The organism is Edwardsiella hoshinae NBRC 105699 = ATCC 33379, from assembly GCF_000474215.1.
Taxonomy (GTDB): Bacteria; Pseudomonadota; Gammaproteobacteria; order Enterobacterales; family Enterobacteriaceae; genus Edwardsiella; species Edwardsiella hoshinae.
The window spans coordinates 43,221-60,236 of record NZ_BAUC01000017.1; the positions used below are offsets into that span (position 1 = coordinate 43,221).

The window sequence follows — 17,016 nt, forward strand, 5'->3', positions numbered from 1 at the left end:
GTCATGACGCAGTATGCCGAGGCGTTGGCGCAGATCATCGCCACGATCCGCCCATTGGATGAGGCGGCCCAGCAACGGGCGCGCCAGCACCAGGATAGTCTGTTAAAGCCCCCCGGCAGCCTGGGGCGCTTGGAGCAACTCTCGATCCAACTGGCCGGTATCTTCGCCGAGCGGCCATTGGCGATCAACAAGAAGCAGATCGTCGTGGTCGCCGCCGATCATGGGGTATACCAAGAGGGCGTAGCTATCACGCCACAGGCGGTGACGGCGATACAGGCGGGCAATATGGCGCAGGGTATCACCGGTGTCTGCGTATTGGCACAACAGGCCGGCGCGGCGGTGACGCTGGTGGATGCCGGCATCGACGCCGAACCGTTACCGCAGGCGATCGACATGCGGATGGGACGCGGTTGCGGCAACATCGCCCAGGGGCCGGCGATGACGCGGACGCAGGCTGAAACGTTGTTGGTGCGGTGTGCGCGCCTAGCTCAGACGCTGGCCGATGACGGGGTTAACCTGTTGGGGATCGGCGAGTTGGGGATCGCGAATACTACCCCGGCAGCGGCGTTGGTCAGCGTGTTGACCGATAACGCGCCGCAAGCGGTGGTCGGTCTGGGAGCTAACCTGCCGCCGGCGCGTCTCCAGCACAAGGTGGCGGTGGTGGAGCAGGCCATCCGTCGCAACGCGCCCGATGCTCAAGATGGCGTGGCGGTGTTGGCCGCCCTGGGCGGTTACGATCTGGTCGGAATGGCCGGAGTGATGATCGGCGCGGCGGCGGCGCGTATCCCATTGATCCTCGATGGCTACCTCTCCTATGCGGCCGCCTTGGCCGCCTGTCGCATCGCGCCGGGCGTACATCCTTATCTTATCCCTTCGCACCAGTCGGCAGAAAAGGGGGCGGCATTGGCGCTGGCTAGCCTCGGTTTAACGCCCTATTTGCATATGGAGATGCGTCTCGGCGAGGGCAGTGGGGCGGCGCTGATGATGCCGTTGGTAGAGGCCGCCTGCGCCGTCTATCAGCGTATGGGTCTGCTCAGCCAGAGCCAGATCGTGCTGCCAACGCATTGACCCGCCGCCGCCGGCATCTTTTCAAACCGCGATGCCGGCGGTGATACCTTTAAGGCGTATCCGGACGCTGGCGATAGCGGATGACGATTGGCGCGAGGATCACCAAGGCGATCACGTTGGGGATCACCATCAGCCCATTGAAGGCGTCGGCCATATTCCAGACCACATCCACCTGAAACAACGAGGCGGCGAATAGGGCCGCGATCACCAAGATCTGAAACAGACGTAACGCCAGCGGCGAGTCAAACAGGTAGCGGACGTTGGTTTCGGCGTAATAGTACCAGCCGATGATGGTGGAAAAGGCAAAAAACATCAGTGAGATCGAGACGAATACCCCGCCGAGGCCGCCAAATGCCAGTTGATAAGCATACTGGGTTACGGCGATGCCGGTGCCATTTTTCCCCATCAATGGCAGCAACTCCGCCAGGGGCAACCCCTGTTGCGCTAATGACTTCATTCCCGCGCTGATGATGACCAGCGCGGTCATGGTGATGATAAGACAGTCGATAAATACCCCCATCATGGCGATCAATGCCTGATCTTCCGCGTGGTTAACCTTGGCCACCGCGTGGGCGTGCGGCGTTGATCCCATCCCCGCTTCATTGGAAAACAGCCCGCGGGCGATACCGAAGCGGGCCGCTTGTTGGATCGAGATACCGATAGCGCCTCCCAGCGCGGCCTGGGGATTGAAGGCGGCGATGAAGATCAGCTTAAACGCCGCCAGGATGAAGGCGTAGTTAAGCAGCAGCACCAAGAGCGCTCCACAGAGGTAGAGTAGCACCATGAGCGGTACCATCTTCTCGGTGAAGGCGGCAATCCGATGCAGGCCGCCGACCACCACCAGCCCGGCCGCTCCGGCGACCAGCAGCCCGACTAACCAAGGATTGGCACCGAATGAGAGGGCAAAAGCATGAGTGATGGAGTTGGATTGCACCATGTTGCCGACCAGGCCCAGCGCCAGGATCAGCAGGATAGCAAAGAGCACTGCCAGCCACTTCTGATGCAATCCCTGTTCGATGTAGTAGGCCGGGCCGCCCACGGCTTGTCCGTGGCGGTCGGTCGCGCGGTATGTTTGCGCCAGGATCGCCTCGGCATAGATGGTCGCCATGCCGAGGAATGAGGAGATCCACATCCAGAATACCGCCCCGGGCCCACCGGCGATGAGCGCCGTGGCCAGACCGGCCAGATTGCCGGTGCCCACCTGGCCGGCGACGGCGGTAGCCACGGCCTGAAACGAGCTCATTCCCTCTTTGCCCGCGCGCTCGCCAGAGAGGGTGGCTCCGCGGTGCAGCATCATGAGCCCCGCCTTGAAACGCACGACCTGGATGAAGCGTAGGCGGACGGTGTAATAAATGCCGACGCCACAGAGTAGAACAATTAATAAATAGTCCCACAGGATCTGGTTGAGCGTGTCGACGATACTAGTCAGCGTAGCCATATCTGCTCCCTGCCATCGATGGTGATATATCCTTTGGCGTAACTTAATTGATGAATATGACGACCGTTCTTATAAATGATTGCCCGATAGCGCGGATGAATAGATGGCGGTTCTCGGTGAGGGGACACCGTCACCCTAATTTACTCTTGCCGGCGGTGATGTGATCGTTTTCATACTCTCCTCGTTTGCCTGCGGCGATTGGAGCGGAACGGGATGACAAGCAGAAACGGCGGGGTGAAAATATAGTGTTGTCTTATTTTCATCTATTACGTATGCATCAGCGTGATGCGGCGTCGGTGGCGCGAGCGGATGCTGGGCGACGTCGCCTTTAGGCGAGTCGAGCCTGTATGATGGGGCGTTATCTGCCGGCATTAATATCGCTGATTATCGTTATCGACGCAGCATCGCATTCTGGCGTGCGGCGATATACCGGCGGCGGATCACTATTACCATTTGCGCGCGATTATTCAACTCCAGATAAACTGGCGCGCCGTTTGGCGCCCGCGTAGGAGGTACCATTTTTTTATTCTGAGACGATGTGTGCCATTTTGGGGGCGGAGAAGTGCCGGTGCGTCGCTAGGGAGAGAAACCGCGCGGGTTTATTTCTGTCTGCATAATTCGCGAGCCGTTGCTGGCTGCAAAGGCTGGCCGGAAGGGGGCTTTCTTCGCGTGGATCTCGGCCCGTGTATCGGGCTGTCGCAACGCTATCGTCGTCGCGACATGGCGGCTTCGGCGCGCCTCACTGGCCGCATGCCGTGCTGCGCCGCCGGCCGCCACGCCCTGTGCGTTTGCCCGCCGCCATCGCTAGCGGAGCGTAAGGCGACCCGCTTGGTACGTACACCGTACGCCTCACTCGTCAAGGACGGTACCGTCGGCGGGGGGGGTTCGCCGTGGGGCGACGGTCTATTTTCGCTGAATCCCGCCGGGATTATGTGAATATGCCATAAATAAATTGATGGAATGATATGAGTGTTAATGCCAGCTATTTATCAATAGATAAAACGCTAATGCGGGGGAGGGATTTCGTGTATATGCCATAAATAAGCGAGGCGTAGTGCTCGGCGTTTCAGACGGTGTCTTATATGTGTTCGGCGAAATAGACCGAAAAGACGAGGCTCTCCTCTCTTGGCTTTATTGATAAGCATTGCTTGTCGCTTGGTGTGTTAAGTTGAGGTTGTCTCTGTTCTTAGATTTTTATTTCGTGCCAAGCGCCGGAATAAGTCTGTCATTGCCTGTTAGTGGCGTCCTGATGGGATGGTGATGGTTTGAAAAGAAACGGCCCACGGCCGCGTCGCGCGGCTTGTCCGGCTGGTGCGATGGCAGGGTTTAGCCGTTTTTTTACTGTGGCGATAAAACAAATCGCCGCTTTGCTTATTATTTTCTAATGATGCGAATGTCACGCCAAGCGGGGCGTCTCTGACGCCGCGCAACATAAATAAATACACGCTAATTACATTTAATGAACATGGCGCTGGCGTATTGTTGCTATTATTTCTGTCGGGGGATTTATTTGTTGGCGGCTTCAAAAAATAGTCTGCCTATTTCTCTATAATCAAAATATATAATAAAAAGGAGATTATATGAGCATCAGTCGTCGTGCTTTTTTAAAAACCCTCGGTGTAGGCTGTAGCGGATATGCCTTAACGAGTTTTCCCCCCGGTGCCTTGGCGTTAAATGCCTCTGCGGGCTTACAGGGTAAGACTACGCTGACCCCCAGTCTCTGTGAGATGTGTTCGTTCCGTTGTCCGATCCAGGCTCAGGTGGTCGATCAGCGTACGGTCTTCATCCAAGGGAATCCGGCGGCGCCCCATCAGGGCAGCCGGATCTGTGCGCGTGGGGGGAGCGGGGTGAGCCTGGTTAATGATCCGCAGCGTATCGTCAAGCCGATGAAACGTAGCGGCCCGCGCGGTAGCGGGCATTGGCAGGTGATCAGTTGGCAACAGGCGTATCGAGAGATCGCCGAGAAGATGAACGCCATCAAGGCGCAGCATGGTGCGCAGAGCCTGGTATTCTCGTCGAAGTCCGGCTCCCTGTCGGGGCATCTGTTTCACTTGGCGGCTGCCTTCGGCTCACCGAATACCTTTACCCATGCCTCAACCTGCCCGGCGGGCAAGTCCATCGCCGCGAAGGTGATGATGGGGGGCGATCTGGTGATGGATATCGCCCACACCCGCTATATGGTGGCCTTCGGTCATAACCTGTACGAGGGGATCGAGGTGGCCGACACCCACGAGATGATGAGCGCGCAGGAGAACGGCGCGAAGGTGGTGAGCTTCGATCCTCGTATGTCGGTGTTCTCCAGCAAGGCGGACGAATGGCATGCCATTCGTCCCGGCGGTGATCTCCCGGTATTACTGGCGATGTGTCATGTGATGATCGCCGAGCGCCTCTATGATGCGGCCTTCGTCGAACGTTATACCGAGGGGTTCGACCAATTGGCGCAGGCGGTCAGCGCCACCACGCCGGAGTGGGCGCAACAGCACGCCGATGTCCCGGCCGAGGTGATCGTACGCGTCACGCGAGAGCTTGCGGCCTGCGCGCCTCAGGCCATCGTCAATCCGGGGCACCGCGCCACTTACTCCGCGGAAGAGATCGACATGCGCCGGATGATCTTCGCCCTCAACGCCCTGTTGGGCAACATCGAACGCCGTGGCGGTCTGTTTCAGAAGAAGGGGGCGGCGATCTATAACAAATTGGCCGGCGAGACGGTCGTGCCCCCGTTGGCCAAACTGGGTGTCAAAGGGATGCCGGCGATTCAGGCGGCGCGCATCGATGCCACGGCCGCGCAGTTTAGCTACATCACCGCCAGCGGTGGGGTGGTGCAGAGTATCATCGACGCCACATTGCGGCAGACCCCTTATCCGATCAAAGGCTGGATCATGTCGCGCCATAACCCTTTCCAAACAGTGACTTGTCGGCCAGATCTGGAGCGGACGGCGCAGCAGTTGGATTTGATCGTCAGCTGCGACCTTTATTTGAGTGAGAGCGCCGCCTACGCCGACTACCTGCTGCCGGAGTGCACCTACCTAGAGCGGGACGAGGAGATCAGCGATGTCTCTGGCGCTAACCCGGCCTATGCCTTGCGTCAACAAGTGGTGGAGCCGATCGGCGAGGCTCGACCGAGCTGGCAGATTTGGAAGGAGCTAGGGGCGGCGCTGGGACTGGCACAGTACTACCCCTGGCAGGATATGCCGACGCGGCAACTGTTCCAATTGGCGGGCGATCAGGACGTGTATCGCGAATTGCGTAGCAAGGGCTACCTCAGTTGGGGCGTGCCGTTACTGCTGCGCGAGCCGGCATCGGTACGCCAGTTTGTCGCGCGTTATCCTCAGGCGGCGGCGCAGGTCGACAGCGATGGCACCCTGAGCCATGCCCTACGCTTCAAGTCGCCCAGCGGGCGTATTGAGCTGTATTCGGCGACCTTGGAAGAGAAGCTCCCCGGTTATGGCGTTCCCCGCTTCCGAGACGTGCCCTTAAAGCGCCCGGAGCAACTCTATTTCATCCAAGGTAAGGTGGCGGTGCATACCAATGGTGCCACGCAGTATGTGCCGCAGTTGAGTGCGCTGATGTGGGATAACGCGGTGTGGATCCATCCGCAGACCGCTTCGGCCCGCGGCATTCGCGATGGTGATGCGGTCTGGCTGGAGAATGAGACGGGCAAGGAGCGTGGGCGGGCATTAGTGACCCCGGCTATTCGTCCCGACACGCTGTTTGTCTATATGGGCTTCGGCGCCAAGGCCGGCGCGCGGACCGCAGCGACCAGCCATGGGGTCCACTGCGGCAATCTGCTGCCCCATGCGATTAGCCCGGTATCGGGTACCGTGATCCATACCGCCGGCGTAAGCCTGAGCCGAGCCTGACAGGAGCTCATCGATGAATCAGAAAGCCAATCACTATGTCATGCTGCATGATGAGAAACGTTGTATCGGCTGCCAGGCCTGTACCGTCGCCTGCCGCGTATTGAACGATGTCCCCGATGGCGTTAGCCGCCTTCAGGTGCAGATCCTGGGGCCGGATGCGGCGGAGGGCGGGCGTTTCCGTTTTATCCGCCTCTCCTGCCAACACTGTGAGGCGGCGCCCTGTGTCGCGGTCTGTCCGACCGGCGCCTCGTTTCGCGATGACGATGGCATCGTGCAGGTGGATAAATCCCGTTGTATCGGTTGTGACTACTGCGTCGCCGCCTGTCCATTCCATGTGCGCTATCTGGATCCGCGCAGCGGACTGGCCGACAAGTGCGATTTTTGCGCCGAGCGTCGGCTCAGCGAGGGGCTGCCCCCCGGTTGTGTCGCGGTATGCCCAACGGATGCCTTGCATTTTGGCCGGCTAGATGCGGCGGAGGTGCAGAGCTGGATCGGCCAAGAGGAGGTGTACCGGCGACAGGGTAAGCGCAGTGGTGCGGTGAGCCTGTATCGCCGTAAAGAGATCCATCGGGAGGAGCAAGCATGAATAGCATCTGGGGCGCAGAACTGCACTATACGCCGGACTATTGGCCGCAGTGGCTGGTGGCGGCGGCATTACTGCTGGCGGCGTTGCTGGTCGGGTTAGCGTTACATGCCGCGTTGCGTTATGCCTTGGCTCCGCGTGTGGCCAACGGCGAGTCGCAGCGCTTGTATCTCTACTCGCTGGCGGTGCGTACTTGGCACTGGAGCAATGCGTTGCTGTTTGTCCTGCTGTTGTTGAGCGGGCTCGGCGGCCACTTTAACCTCGGTCCGCTAGGGCTGTGGGTCTCGGTACATACCCTGTGTGGTTATGCGCTGATTGTCGCTTGGCTGGGTTATTTGCTGATCAATTTGCTGACGGGCAATGGCCGCCACTATCGGGTTCACTGGCGTGGCGTGTGGACGCGTTGCCGGCGCCAGGCCCGTTATTACCTGGTCGGTATCATGAGGGGGGAGGCACATCCTTTCGCCGCCGATGCGCAGAGCAAGTTCAACCCGCTGCAACAGTTGGCCTATCTGGCGATCATGTATGTGCTGTTGCCGCTGTTAATCGTCAGCGGTCTGTTGTGTCTCTATCCGCAGTCGCTCGCCGGCAATGGGCCGTTGATGCTGCGGCTGCATCTGTTGCTGGCGTTGGTGGCGCTGTGCTTTCTGTGTGCGCATATCTACCTGTGTACCCTTGGGGATACGCCGGGGCAGATCTTCCGCAGTATGTTGGACGGGTATCACCGGCATCGGCAGCAGGGTGCCGCCAGCGAGACGCCGCCGCGTGGTTAAGGCTTCGGCCAGTGGTTGACCGCCGGCCGCAACGGGGGGAGACCCCCGTTGCGCTTCTGGTGGTATGCGATCAGCTGCACTGCACTTTGATGGCCAAGCCGCCGCGCGAGGTCTCACGGTATTTGGCGTTGATATCCTTGCCGGTCTCATACATGGTTTCGATCACCTTATCCAGCGAGACGCGTGGCTCGGAGGTGCGTTGCAGCGCCATACGCGCGGCGTTGATCGCCTTCACTGCGGCGATAGCGTTACGCTCGATGCAGGGCACCTGCACCTGGCCGGCGACCGGATCGCAGGTCAGTCCTAGGTTATGCTCCATACCGATCTCGGCGGCGATGCAGACCTGAAGCGGGCTACCGCCCAGCAGCTCGGCCAGCCCGGCCGCGGCCATCGAACAGGCGACGCCGACCTCGCCTTGGCAGCCGACTTCGGCCCCGGAGATGGAGGCATTCATCTTATATAAAGCTCCAATGGCTCCGCTGGCGAGGAAGTAGCGCACGAAGATCTCCGGCGCAACTGGCTCGATAAAGTGGTCATAATAAGCCAGCACCGCCGGGACGATGCCGCAGGCGCCATTCGTCGGCGCGGTGACGACGCGGCCCCCAGCGGCGTTCTCTTCGTTGACCGCCAGGGCAAACATGTTCACCCAGTCGATGACGTTCATCGGATCGCGATTGTACTTGTCACTGGTGACCAGCATACGGCGCAGCGCGGCGGCGCGGCGTGGCACACGCAGCGGCCCCGGCAGGACGCCTTCGGTATTCAAGCCGCGCTCGATACAGGCGCGCATGGTATCCCAGATCGCGGTGAAGTAGGCGTAGATCTCGGCTTGGCTGTGCAGTGCCAGCTCGTTCTTCATCACCAGTCCGCTGATGGAGAGCCCGGTCTCGCGGCAGTGATCCAACAGAGCTTGGGCGGAGTGGAACGGATAGGGCACGTCGAGCGACTCGCCGCTCGTCTGGCCGAAGTGCTCGGCATCGACGATGAAGCCGCCGCCGATGGAGTAGTAGGTCTGGCTATACAGCAGGGTATCCGCGACGCCATAGGCGTTGATGGTCATGCCGTTCTCGTGCAACGGCAGATTGTCGCTGCGGAACACCAGGCCACTGTCGCGCGGGAAGGCGACCATGTGCCCCTGGGGGCCGAGAGGCAAGCGTTCGCTTTGCTCCACCTGGCGTATAAAGGTCGGGATAGCATCAATGTCGACGCTATCGGGTAAGTTACCGGCTAACCCCATAATGATGGCGATATCGGTATGGTGACCCTTGCCGGTCAACGATAGCGAGCCGTAGACATCGACGGCCACACGCGTGACCGACGGCAGTAGCCCTTGGGCCGTCAAGTCGTCGACGAACTGTTTTCCGGCCTTCATCGGTCCAACCGTGTGGGAACTCGACGGGCCAATACCGATCTTGAACATGTCGAAAACGCTAATCACGCTAAGCTCCTTAAAGAGGCAATGTCTCATGCTGCGGGTGTCAAATCGGCGCTCAAGAGGGGGCTCTCTCGGCGCAGGACACACCGTGCCGCGGGCGATACGCGCGGTTCGGGGTGTGTCTGGTTATTGTTATTCGCATTACTTTATTTCATGCTAACTAACCCGCTATCCGGCGGGGCGCCAACAATACCCGAACTTTTCCGCCGACGCACGTGCAATTATGCTGGTGGCGTGCCCACGGCGTGCGGTCGCGGGCTAAAGGCAGATTAACCTGCCACCGTTACCCCGCACTACCGATGATAATCGCTGTCGCTCTCCGCATACGCCGCCAATAATCTCAGATGATCATATGACCCTGTGATGAGGGAAAAGCAAGGGATATTGCTATATTTACTTGGTAATTACCCTGTCGCTTCACACATTGACTCGAATCGTGCCATCTGAGCACGCGCGTTGCTGGCGTACGTTGCCATTAGCCCGGCTTAGTGTAGGGATATCGCATAACGTGAAGTAAGGAGAGCGCCGCGCGCGTTAGCGCGCGGCGACTTGGAGCGCGAGACGCCGCAACATCGCCGCCGTGAGGCCCCAGATCAGGAAACGCCGGTAATGAGAGAGGTAGAGGCGATGGGGCTGGCCGCCCCGGGTGATCTCGAGTGTATGGTAGCGCCGGGCGTCCAGGGCCAGGGTCAATGGGATCTCGAAGATGTCGGCGACCTCGTGCGGGTTAGGACGTAGCGCCAGCGTAGGGGCGAGGAGGGCAACCACCGGAGTGACACAGAAACCGCTGCTGCTATCTTCCGCCGGTAGTTGGCCGAGGATCGCCGCCTGGTGTGGGCAGAGTGCGATCTCCTCCTGCGCCTCGCGCAGCGCGGTGGCGACCGGCGAGGCGTCGCGGGCGTCGCGGGCGCCGCCAGGAAAGGCCACTTGACCGGGATGTTGGCGCATCCTGAGTGCGCGCTGGGTGAGCAGCAGGGTTGGCTGCGGACGGTTGATGATCGGGATTAACACCGCCGCCTGGCGGGCATGGCGGGTTCCCCGTCCCGGTAACGGGGGCTGGAGCTGAAAACGGGTGACAAAGCGGGTCAACTCTGGGCTTAGGTGCATCAGAGAGACTCGCTCACCGCCAGCAGCGGCAGGATTTTGCTGACTTTGTCGAGCGTCTCTTGGTACTCCGCCTCGACTTCGCTGTCGGCGACGATTCCGCCGCCGGCCCAACAATATAGTCGCCCACGCTCCGCTAACAGGGTGCGGATGGTGATGCTGGTATCCATGTCACCGCAGGCGCTGAGATAGCCGATGGCTCCGCAATAGACGTTGCGCCGTTGCGGTTCCAGAGCATCGATGATCGTCATCGCGCGGATCTTCGGTGCCCCGGTGATCGAGCCGCCGGGGAAGCAGGCGCGCAGCAGATCGCAACCGTCGAGCCCGGCGGCCAGATGGGCACGAATGGTGCTGACCAGATGGTGCACGGCGGGGAAACTCTCCACGGCGAACAGTTCCGGTACTCTGACGCTGCCCGCGGCGGCGACACGGCCAACGTCGTTACGCATCAGATCGACGATCATCAGATTTTCGGCCCGATCCTTGGCCGAGGCCGCCAGCCGTTGACGCTGTTGTTCATCTGCCTGCGCGTCCGTCCGACGCGGTAAGGTGCCTTTGATCGGCCGGGTGCTGATTTCTCCGCGTTCGAGTCGTAAGAAGCGCTCCGGCGAGACGCTGAGTACCGCGCTCTGGGGCAGACGCAAAAAGGCGGAGAAGGGGGCGCGGTTAGCTTGGGTTAGACGCAGAAAGGCTTGCCACTCATCGCCTTGGTAGTCGGCGGCGAAGCGTTGTGTCAGGTTGATCTGGTAACAGTCGCCGGCGGCGAGGTGGGCCTGCACCCGCTGGAAAGCTTGGCGGTATGCCGCCTGGCTCAGGTTGGCCTGCCAGTCCGAGGTCAGGGCAAAGGGCGCGCTGGTCGCAGCGCTAGGAAGCGTCTGTAGCCAGTGCAGACGCTGTGTGGCGTCTCGCCAACTGAGCAGGGTGATGCGGCGTAGTTGGTGGTCGATGATCAGCGCCCAGTCGTAGATCCCCAGTGCCATGTCCGGCGTCTGGAGATCGGCGGCAGCCAGGGCGGGTAGGGTCTCGAAGCGCCGGCCCAAATCGTAGCCCCACAACCCGAGCGCGCCGCCGCAGAAGGGCAGATCGGGCTGTGGCGGGCAGGTGGGCAGGCAGCGAGCCAGTTCGTGGCGCAACAAGGTGAACGGATCGTCACGGTAGATCTGGCTTCCTGCGCTGTCGACGAGGGTGGTCAGCGCACCGCGCGTTTCGAGCGTCGCACAAGGCTCGGCCACGATGATGTCATAACGGTTATGGGGATGCTCGGCATTGCCAGAACTGAGCAACATCGCCCAGGGGCGATGAGCCAGCGGGGTAAAGTAGTGTAACGCCGCGTCGGGTCGGTAGGGTAGATAGCACTGGGTCAGTTCAGGAGTCACAGTCATGGCGCGGCATCGCTCTCATGGGTCGCTAAAACAAAGATAGATTGCGATTATCTACGGATGGCGGCGATACGGCAATTCCTGCACGCTGCTCTTACCGTTGCCTTGGTATATACTGCGGCGACGCGCAACAACAGGAGACGTAATATGGTGGGAGGCATGCCGGCATTGAGCCACGCAGAGCAACAACAGGCGGCTGAGCGTATTCAGGCGCTGATGGCCCAGGGGATGAGTAGTGGCGAGGCCATCGCCCAAGTGGCCGCGGAGATCCGGGCCGCCCATCGCGGAGCCCAGGTACGGGTGGCCTTCGACGATGAGGCGGAGGATGAAGCGGGACAGGCGTAATCCGCGCGCCCGCTCAAGCGCCCGTCGGGCGCTTAAGGTTGAATGACTACCGCGCTGCTGCACGCCCGTGCACGCTGGCGCGCCTGCTCAATATCCTCGCCCCAGGCTAGGGCGACGCCGAGGCGTCGCGCGCCGTCGATCTGCGGCTTGGCGAACAGACGTAGCTGGGTAGCCGGGCGCAGGGCCTGCACCAGGTTGGCGAATTTGACATCGTCGCTGTGCAACTGTGGGAGTAGTACCGCGGAGGCGCTGGGGCCGAACTGGCGAATGGCACCGATCGGCAAGCCCAAGAAGGCGCGGACATGCAGGGCAAACTCGGAGAGATCCTGCGACACCAGGGTCACCAGCCCGGTATCGTGCGGGCGCGGCGAGACTTCGCTGAAGATGACCTCGTCGCCACAAACAAAGAGTTCGACGCCGAACAGACCATAGCCGCCGAGGGCGCGTACCACTTGGGCGGCGATCGCCTGCGCTCGTGCCAGTGCCGTGGCGCTCATCGCCTGAGGCTGCCAGGATTCACGGTAATCGCCCGCCTGCTGGTGATGGCCGATCGGCGCGCAGAAATGGATCCCATCGCTGGCCTGAATGGTTAGCAGGGTGATTTCAAAATCGAAACGGACCTCACCCTCGACAATCACGCTCGCGGCATCACCGCGCGCCCCTTCTCGCGCATAGCGCCAGGCGGCGTCGATCTCATCGGCGCTGCGCACAATGCTTTGCCCTTTCCCCGACGAACTCATCACCGGCTTGACGAAACAGGGATAACCGATTTCGTCGATCGCCTGACGAAACGCCGCATTATCGCTGGCGAAGCGGTAAGGAGAGGTGGGCAGCCCCAGTGTCTCGGCGGCTAAACGGCGGATGCCTTCGCGGTTCATGGTCAATTGCACCGCGCGGGCGCTGGGCACGACGCGGACGCCATCGCTTTCCAACTGGTGCAGTGTCTGGGTGGCGATGGCCTCGATCTCCGGCACGATATAGTCGGGACGCTCACGCTCGATCAGCGCACACAACTGCCCGGCATCGCGCATGTCAATGATATGACTGCGGTGGGCTACTTGCATCGCCGGTGCATCGGCATAGCGATCGACGGCGATGATCTCCAAGCCGAGGCGTTGTCCCTCGATGGCAATCTCTTTGCCGAGTTCCCCAGCACCTAACAGCATGATACGCGTGGCATGGGGGCGCAGGGCGGTTCCGATTAGCTGCATGATCTGTTCCTGTATTTCGCGTGAGATGGGTCGCCGGGCAGTATATACGAAAACGTTTGCGTGGCAATGAGAAAGATTTTTTTACAATGAGCAACAAAACGGAAGAAATAATGAAATTAATTTAATTTCATATTGTTACGCCGTAAGTTCAGATAAGCGTTTGCCACTTTGTGCGCTATACGGGGCACGGCGATTTTCGTTGCTCGCGGCGGAGATATACTGAAAAAACGCTAGTGAGGGGGGTAGAAAAGCACGTTTTGTTCAGTGTTCTCTCCCGCTGGCGTCGGCCAGCGAGGCTTGAAGATTTGTAATATAAATAATATTGTATGATAAATGCTTTTGGCCGGAAGGACGCCGACCGTTTAAGACTTCAACAGCGCGGTATGAACGCGGGAGTGCATGAGTACGGCGGGAAGGTATGTGTAATGAGTAGTGCGACCTGTATTGAAGAAAGCGCCTTAAAACAGGATAACTGGTATCGCATCGCGGAAGAGATGCTGAACCGGGCTGGAATCGCGATAAATGGTAGCAAACCCTATGATATTCAAGTGAAAAACCCAGAGTTTTTTCACCGGGTTTTGCAGGAGGGCTCCCTGGGTTTGGGGGAGAGCTACATGGACGGTTGGTGGGAATGCGAGCGTCTGGATATCTTCTTTCAGCGCATCCTCGCCGCGGGTCTCGATAGCCAACTGCCAAAGCACCTTGCCGACATCGTACGTATCGCCGCTGCACGGTTGTTCAATCTCCAGAGTCGGAAGCGCGCCTGGATTGTGGGTAAGGAGCATTATGATCTGGGCAACGATCTGTTTAGCCGGATGCTCGACCCCTACATGCAATACTCTTGTGGCTACTGGAAACAGGCCGAGACGTTGGAGCAGGCGCAACAGGATAAATTGAAGTTGATCTGTGACAAGCTTCAGCTTGAGCCCGGGATGAAATTGCTGGATATCGGTTGCGGCTGGGGAGGATTGGCCCACTATGCGGCAGAGCATTATGGTGTCTCCGTCGAGGGGGTCACCATCTCCGCCGAGCAGCAAAAGATGGCGCAGGCGCGTTGCCAAGGGTTAGACGTGAAGATCTTGCTACAGGATTATCGCGATCTGAACAGCAGCTATGATCGTATCGTCTCGGTCGGCATGTTTGAGCATGTCGGGCCGAAGAACTACCGCACCTACTTCGAGGTGGCGGCACGCAACCTGAAACCTAATGGGTTGTTCCTGTTGCACAGCATCGGCTCGAATCAGACCGATCTCAACGTCGATGCCTGGATCAATAAGTATATTTTCCCCAACGGTTGCCTCCCTTCAGTCGCTCACATTGCGACGCACAGCGAGGGATTGTTCGTGATGGAGGATTGGCACAGCTTCGGGCCGGATTATGATCGTACTCTGATGGCATGGTATCAGCGTTTTCAGGCGTGCTGGCCGGAGATCAGCGCCAACTATAGCGAGCGCTTCTATCGCATGTTCTGCTACTACTTGACTGCGTGTGCCGGTGCTTTCCGTGCGCGCAACATTCAGCTATGGCAAGTCTTGCTCAGCCCGAAAGGCGTTGAGGGCGGACTGCGTGTCCCGCGTTAGGCGTGATTGGCTTGCGTGATAGTTTCCTCATTATTAGCGGCGTCGAGCATGGGCTCGGCGCTTTTTGCACCGCTGGACATCATCGACGGCCACTATTCCGCATCAAGCCACGCTAAGGCGCGCCGGTTTTATTTTGTAGAACTAAAGCGATAATTGTGACAAGAGTCATAATAATAAATTAGCAAACGATTTTGCTACGATTATTACTGATGTGTGCCTAGCGTAACATAATGTATTTAAAGAATATTTATATTTAATTTCATTTCCTTTCTCTCTGGAAATAAAGAAAGTGCTAGCCGTCATGAGGCGCAAGAAGAAGATTAAAAATGTCGTCAACGATTTGCGCCGCAAGATAAATTATGTCTTAATAATGACGCCTTAAACGGAGCGTTATCTATAGCGGGGAAATATCTGGAGTGATGTTTCTCGGCTTCACTGGAGCGCGTTGCCGCATTTAGGGTTAATCGTGCCCCCAGGGCAGTATTTCAAAGTGAAGGAAAGTGTAATGAGCAAGAAAACCGGCCAGGTCAAATGGTTCAACGAAAGCAAGGGATTTGGGTTCATCACGCCAACTGATGGCTCAAAAGATGTCTTCGTCCATTTCTCTGCCATCCAGAGCGACGGTTTCAAGACCCTGGCAGAAGGTCAGCAGGTTGAGTTCTCTATTCAAGACTCCCCGCGTGGACCGGCGGCGGCCGAGGTGGTTGCCCTGTAAGTACAGCGTACTCACTACGCTGCATGATGCGCGCTGACGCGTTGGCCTCAAGGCGTCAGCGGTATGAACGGCCCCCTGGTTGGGCCGTTTTCTGTTTTCCTGCCTGTGGTTTTTAGTTTTCGCGCTCTTGGCGTGTTATGCCGCATCGTGCATGACGCCGCGCCATCGCGGTTTGTGGTTTTCGCGCCGCTGGATAGCGCTTTTCCTCCCGTCCTCTCCCCGCCGCCATGCGCTACAAGGCTTGCAGCAAGCGTATCTATGCTTTACTGTATATAAAAACAGTGACGCAATGAGCGAGAGTAAGATGGCAGTAACGATCCAATATGTCGTGGTACGCGATGGGGTGGAAAAAATGACCTTTGCGAGTAAGAAAGAGGCAGATAGTTATGACAAGATGTTAGATCTAGCCGATAACCTGAGCGAGTGGTTGGCCTTATCCCCCGTGGCGCTGGCGGAAGAGACGCGTGAGGCATTAGGTTTCTACTTGGCTGAGCAGAAAGAGGCGCTCTCCCGCCTGTTGCGTGGAGCGAGCTTGGCCTCATTGCAGCAGCACGCTGTCGATAATGATGGTGAATGTGTGACGGACGAGGGCGCGGAAGAGCACAGCCGCGCGGCGTAGGGGGGGGACGCGGAGGCTTGAGGCTCTGCGCTGTTCTCCAGGAGTAAAATAATACTGATTGGCGTATGGGTAATGGCGAGATAGTATACTCGCCATATTTTTTCTTCTGGATTGTTTCCCGGTCGTCGTGATGCAAATGAAACCCGATATTACTTTTTATCAGCGCTTTGCCGCGGATATTCTCGCTGGTCGTAAGACTATCACCCTGCGTGATCACAGTGAGTCACATTTCCATCCCGGTCAGCGCCTCACCGTCGGCTATTATGAGGACGCACGATTATTTTGCGTGCTTGAGGTGCTCAGTGTGACCCCGCTGGCTTTTTCTCAGTTGAATGAACAGCATGCCGCCCAAGAAAACATGAGTTTGGCGGAATTGCGCAGCGTGATCCAAGAAATATATCCGCATCAGGATAAGCTTTATATGATCGCCTTTCGTCTGGTGCAACGCCTCGACTAATCAATCCGTACTGCCGCCGGTGCCGGTGCGGGCATGGCATTGATATTCCTCCGCCGGCAATACCATTTCGCTAACCAGGGCACTTCACGCGCGCTTAGCACCAGCGGCTAATATATAGACTCAGACGATGACTTTGTATTTTATCTCGGCGGCATATCTATTTGATGGATTTTTACTGTGCAAATAGAATTTAACTCTTGAGTGCGGCTAATGATTGGTTTTTTATTTCAATTTTTGCCTGATGGTAAATAATAAGTCTGGTTTTGCTGCGTCTTCATCCTGTTGCCATGTGAATTATCTCTACTAATCGGGTTACTATGCGCTAGAATAGCACTATAAATCATGTTATTTCATTAAGCATGCTAATGCACAAGGAATGTCGATGCTGTCTATCAAAATGAGAATTGTTCATCTCATGGGCAATTGATGTAATAAATACGATGCAAATG

The 17,016-nt window shown here is 58.3% G+C and carries 15 protein-coding genes; 10 read left to right on the top strand and 5 right to left on the bottom strand.

Annotation, left to right across the window (positions count from 1 at the left end; translation table 11 throughout):
- Window positions 1–3: 3 nt before the first annotated feature.
- Complete coding sequence (gene cobT, locus EHO01S_RS07380) at window positions 4–1,068, top strand: nicotinate-nucleotide--dimethylbenzimidazole phosphoribosyltransferase (protein WP_024523356.1); 1,065 nt, start codon at window positions 4–6, stop codon at window positions 1,066–1,068.
- A gap of 49 nt (window positions 1,069–1,117) precedes the next feature.
- Here the strand turns inward: cobT and EHO01S_RS07385 are convergent, their stop codons facing one another.
- Window positions 1,118–2,506, bottom strand: coding sequence for an alanine/glycine:cation symporter family protein (locus EHO01S_RS07385; RefSeq protein ID WP_024523357.1), 1,389 nt, complete (start codon window positions 2,504–2,506; stop codon window positions 1,118–1,120).
- 669 nt (window positions 2,507–3,175) lie between these two features.
- On the opposite strand from EHO01S_RS07385, the gene EHO01S_RS07390 reads away from it, so the two are divergent.
- The 4 genes from EHO01S_RS07390 (at window position 3,176) to phsC (ending at window position 7,722) form a co-directional block, all read left to right on the top strand.
- Window positions 3,176–3,442 carry a hypothetical protein gene (locus EHO01S_RS07390; protein ID WP_024523358.1) on the top strand — a complete coding sequence of 89 codons (267 nt, stop codon included), beginning with the start codon at window positions 3,176–3,178 and terminating at the stop codon, window positions 3,440–3,442.
- A 644-nt stretch (window positions 3,443–4,086) separates the two neighbouring features.
- Complete coding sequence (phsA, locus tag EHO01S_RS07395; protein WP_024523359.1) at window positions 4,087–6,366, top strand: thiosulfate reductase PhsA; 2,280 nt, start codon at window positions 4,087–4,089, stop codon at window positions 6,364–6,366.
- A gap of 13 nt (window positions 6,367–6,379) precedes the next feature.
- Window positions 6,380–6,952, top strand: coding sequence for a 4Fe-4S dicluster domain-containing protein (locus EHO01S_RS07400; protein WP_024523360.1), 573 nt, complete (start codon window positions 6,380–6,382; stop codon window positions 6,950–6,952).
- Window positions 6,949–7,722, top strand: a complete 774-nt coding sequence (phsC, locus tag EHO01S_RS07405) for a thiosulfate reductase cytochrome B subunit (RefSeq protein WP_024523361.1) — start codon at window positions 6,949–6,951, stop codon at window positions 7,720–7,722. Before EHO01S_RS07400 ends, phsC begins: the two co-directional genes overlap by 4 nt.
- Before the next feature lie 70 nt (window positions 7,723–7,792).
- On the opposite strand, the gene EHO01S_RS07410 is transcribed toward phsC, so the two are convergent.
- The 3 genes from EHO01S_RS07410 to pabB all read right to left on the bottom strand — a co-directional run bounded on the left by EHO01S_RS07410 (window position 7,793) and on the right by pabB (window position 11,643).
- Window positions 7,793–9,160: an L-serine ammonia-lyase gene (locus EHO01S_RS07410; RefSeq protein ID WP_024523362.1), complete on the bottom strand. Its 1,368-nt coding sequence runs from the start codon at window positions 9,158–9,160 to the stop codon at window positions 7,793–7,795.
- A 531-nt stretch (window positions 9,161–9,691) separates the two neighbouring features.
- Window positions 9,692–10,264 carry a CoA pyrophosphatase gene (locus tag EHO01S_RS07415; RefSeq protein ID WP_024523363.1) on the bottom strand — a complete coding sequence of 191 codons (573 nt, stop codon included), beginning with the start codon at window positions 10,262–10,264 and terminating at the stop codon, window positions 9,692–9,694.
- Window positions 10,264–11,643 carry an aminodeoxychorismate synthase component 1 gene (gene pabB, locus EHO01S_RS07420; protein ID WP_024523364.1) on the bottom strand — a complete coding sequence of 460 codons (1,380 nt, stop codon included), beginning with the start codon at window positions 11,641–11,643 and terminating at the stop codon, window positions 10,264–10,266. Before pabB ends, EHO01S_RS07415 begins: the two co-directional genes overlap by 1 nt.
- A gap of 144 nt (window positions 11,644–11,787) precedes the next feature.
- On the opposite strand from pabB, the gene EHO01S_RS07425 reads away from it, so the two are divergent.
- A complete protein-coding gene (locus EHO01S_RS07425) occupies window positions 11,788–11,985 on the top strand; it encodes a YoaH family protein (protein ID WP_024523365.1) in 198 nt (65 codons plus the stop codon).
- Between the two features lie 32 nt (window positions 11,986–12,017).
- Here the strand turns inward: EHO01S_RS07425 and purT are convergent, their stop codons facing one another.
- Window positions 12,018–13,196: a formate-dependent phosphoribosylglycinamide formyltransferase gene (gene purT / locus EHO01S_RS07430; protein WP_024523366.1), complete on the bottom strand. Its 1,179-nt coding sequence runs from the start codon at window positions 13,194–13,196 to the stop codon at window positions 12,018–12,020.
- Window positions 13,197–13,621: 425 nt separating this feature from the next.
- Between purT and cfa the strand changes: the two genes are divergently transcribed.
- The 4 genes from cfa (at window position 13,622) to yqfB (ending at window position 16,567) form a co-directional block, all read left to right on the top strand.
- Window positions 13,622–14,776 (top strand): cyclopropane fatty acyl phospholipid synthase, encoded by a 1,155-nt coding sequence (cfa, locus tag EHO01S_RS07435; protein WP_024523367.1) that lies wholly within the window; start codon window positions 13,622–13,624, stop codon window positions 14,774–14,776.
- A gap of 505 nt (window positions 14,777–15,281) precedes the next feature.
- On the top strand, window positions 15,282–15,491 hold the full coding sequence (gene cspE / locus EHO01S_RS07440) for a transcription antiterminator/RNA stability regulator CspE (RefSeq protein WP_024523368.1): 210 nt from the start codon (window positions 15,282–15,284) through the stop codon (window positions 15,489–15,491).
- A 304-nt stretch (window positions 15,492–15,795) separates the two neighbouring features.
- Entirely contained in the window at window positions 15,796–16,110 is a 315-nt protein-coding gene (locus EHO01S_RS07445) for a YebG family protein (protein WP_024523369.1), read from the top strand.
- Window positions 16,111–16,246: 136 nt separating this feature from the next.
- Complete coding sequence (gene yqfB / locus EHO01S_RS07450; RefSeq protein ID WP_024523370.1) at window positions 16,247–16,567, top strand: N(4)-acetylcytidine aminohydrolase; 321 nt, start codon at window positions 16,247–16,249, stop codon at window positions 16,565–16,567.
- Window positions 16,568–17,016 lie beyond the last annotated feature (449 nt).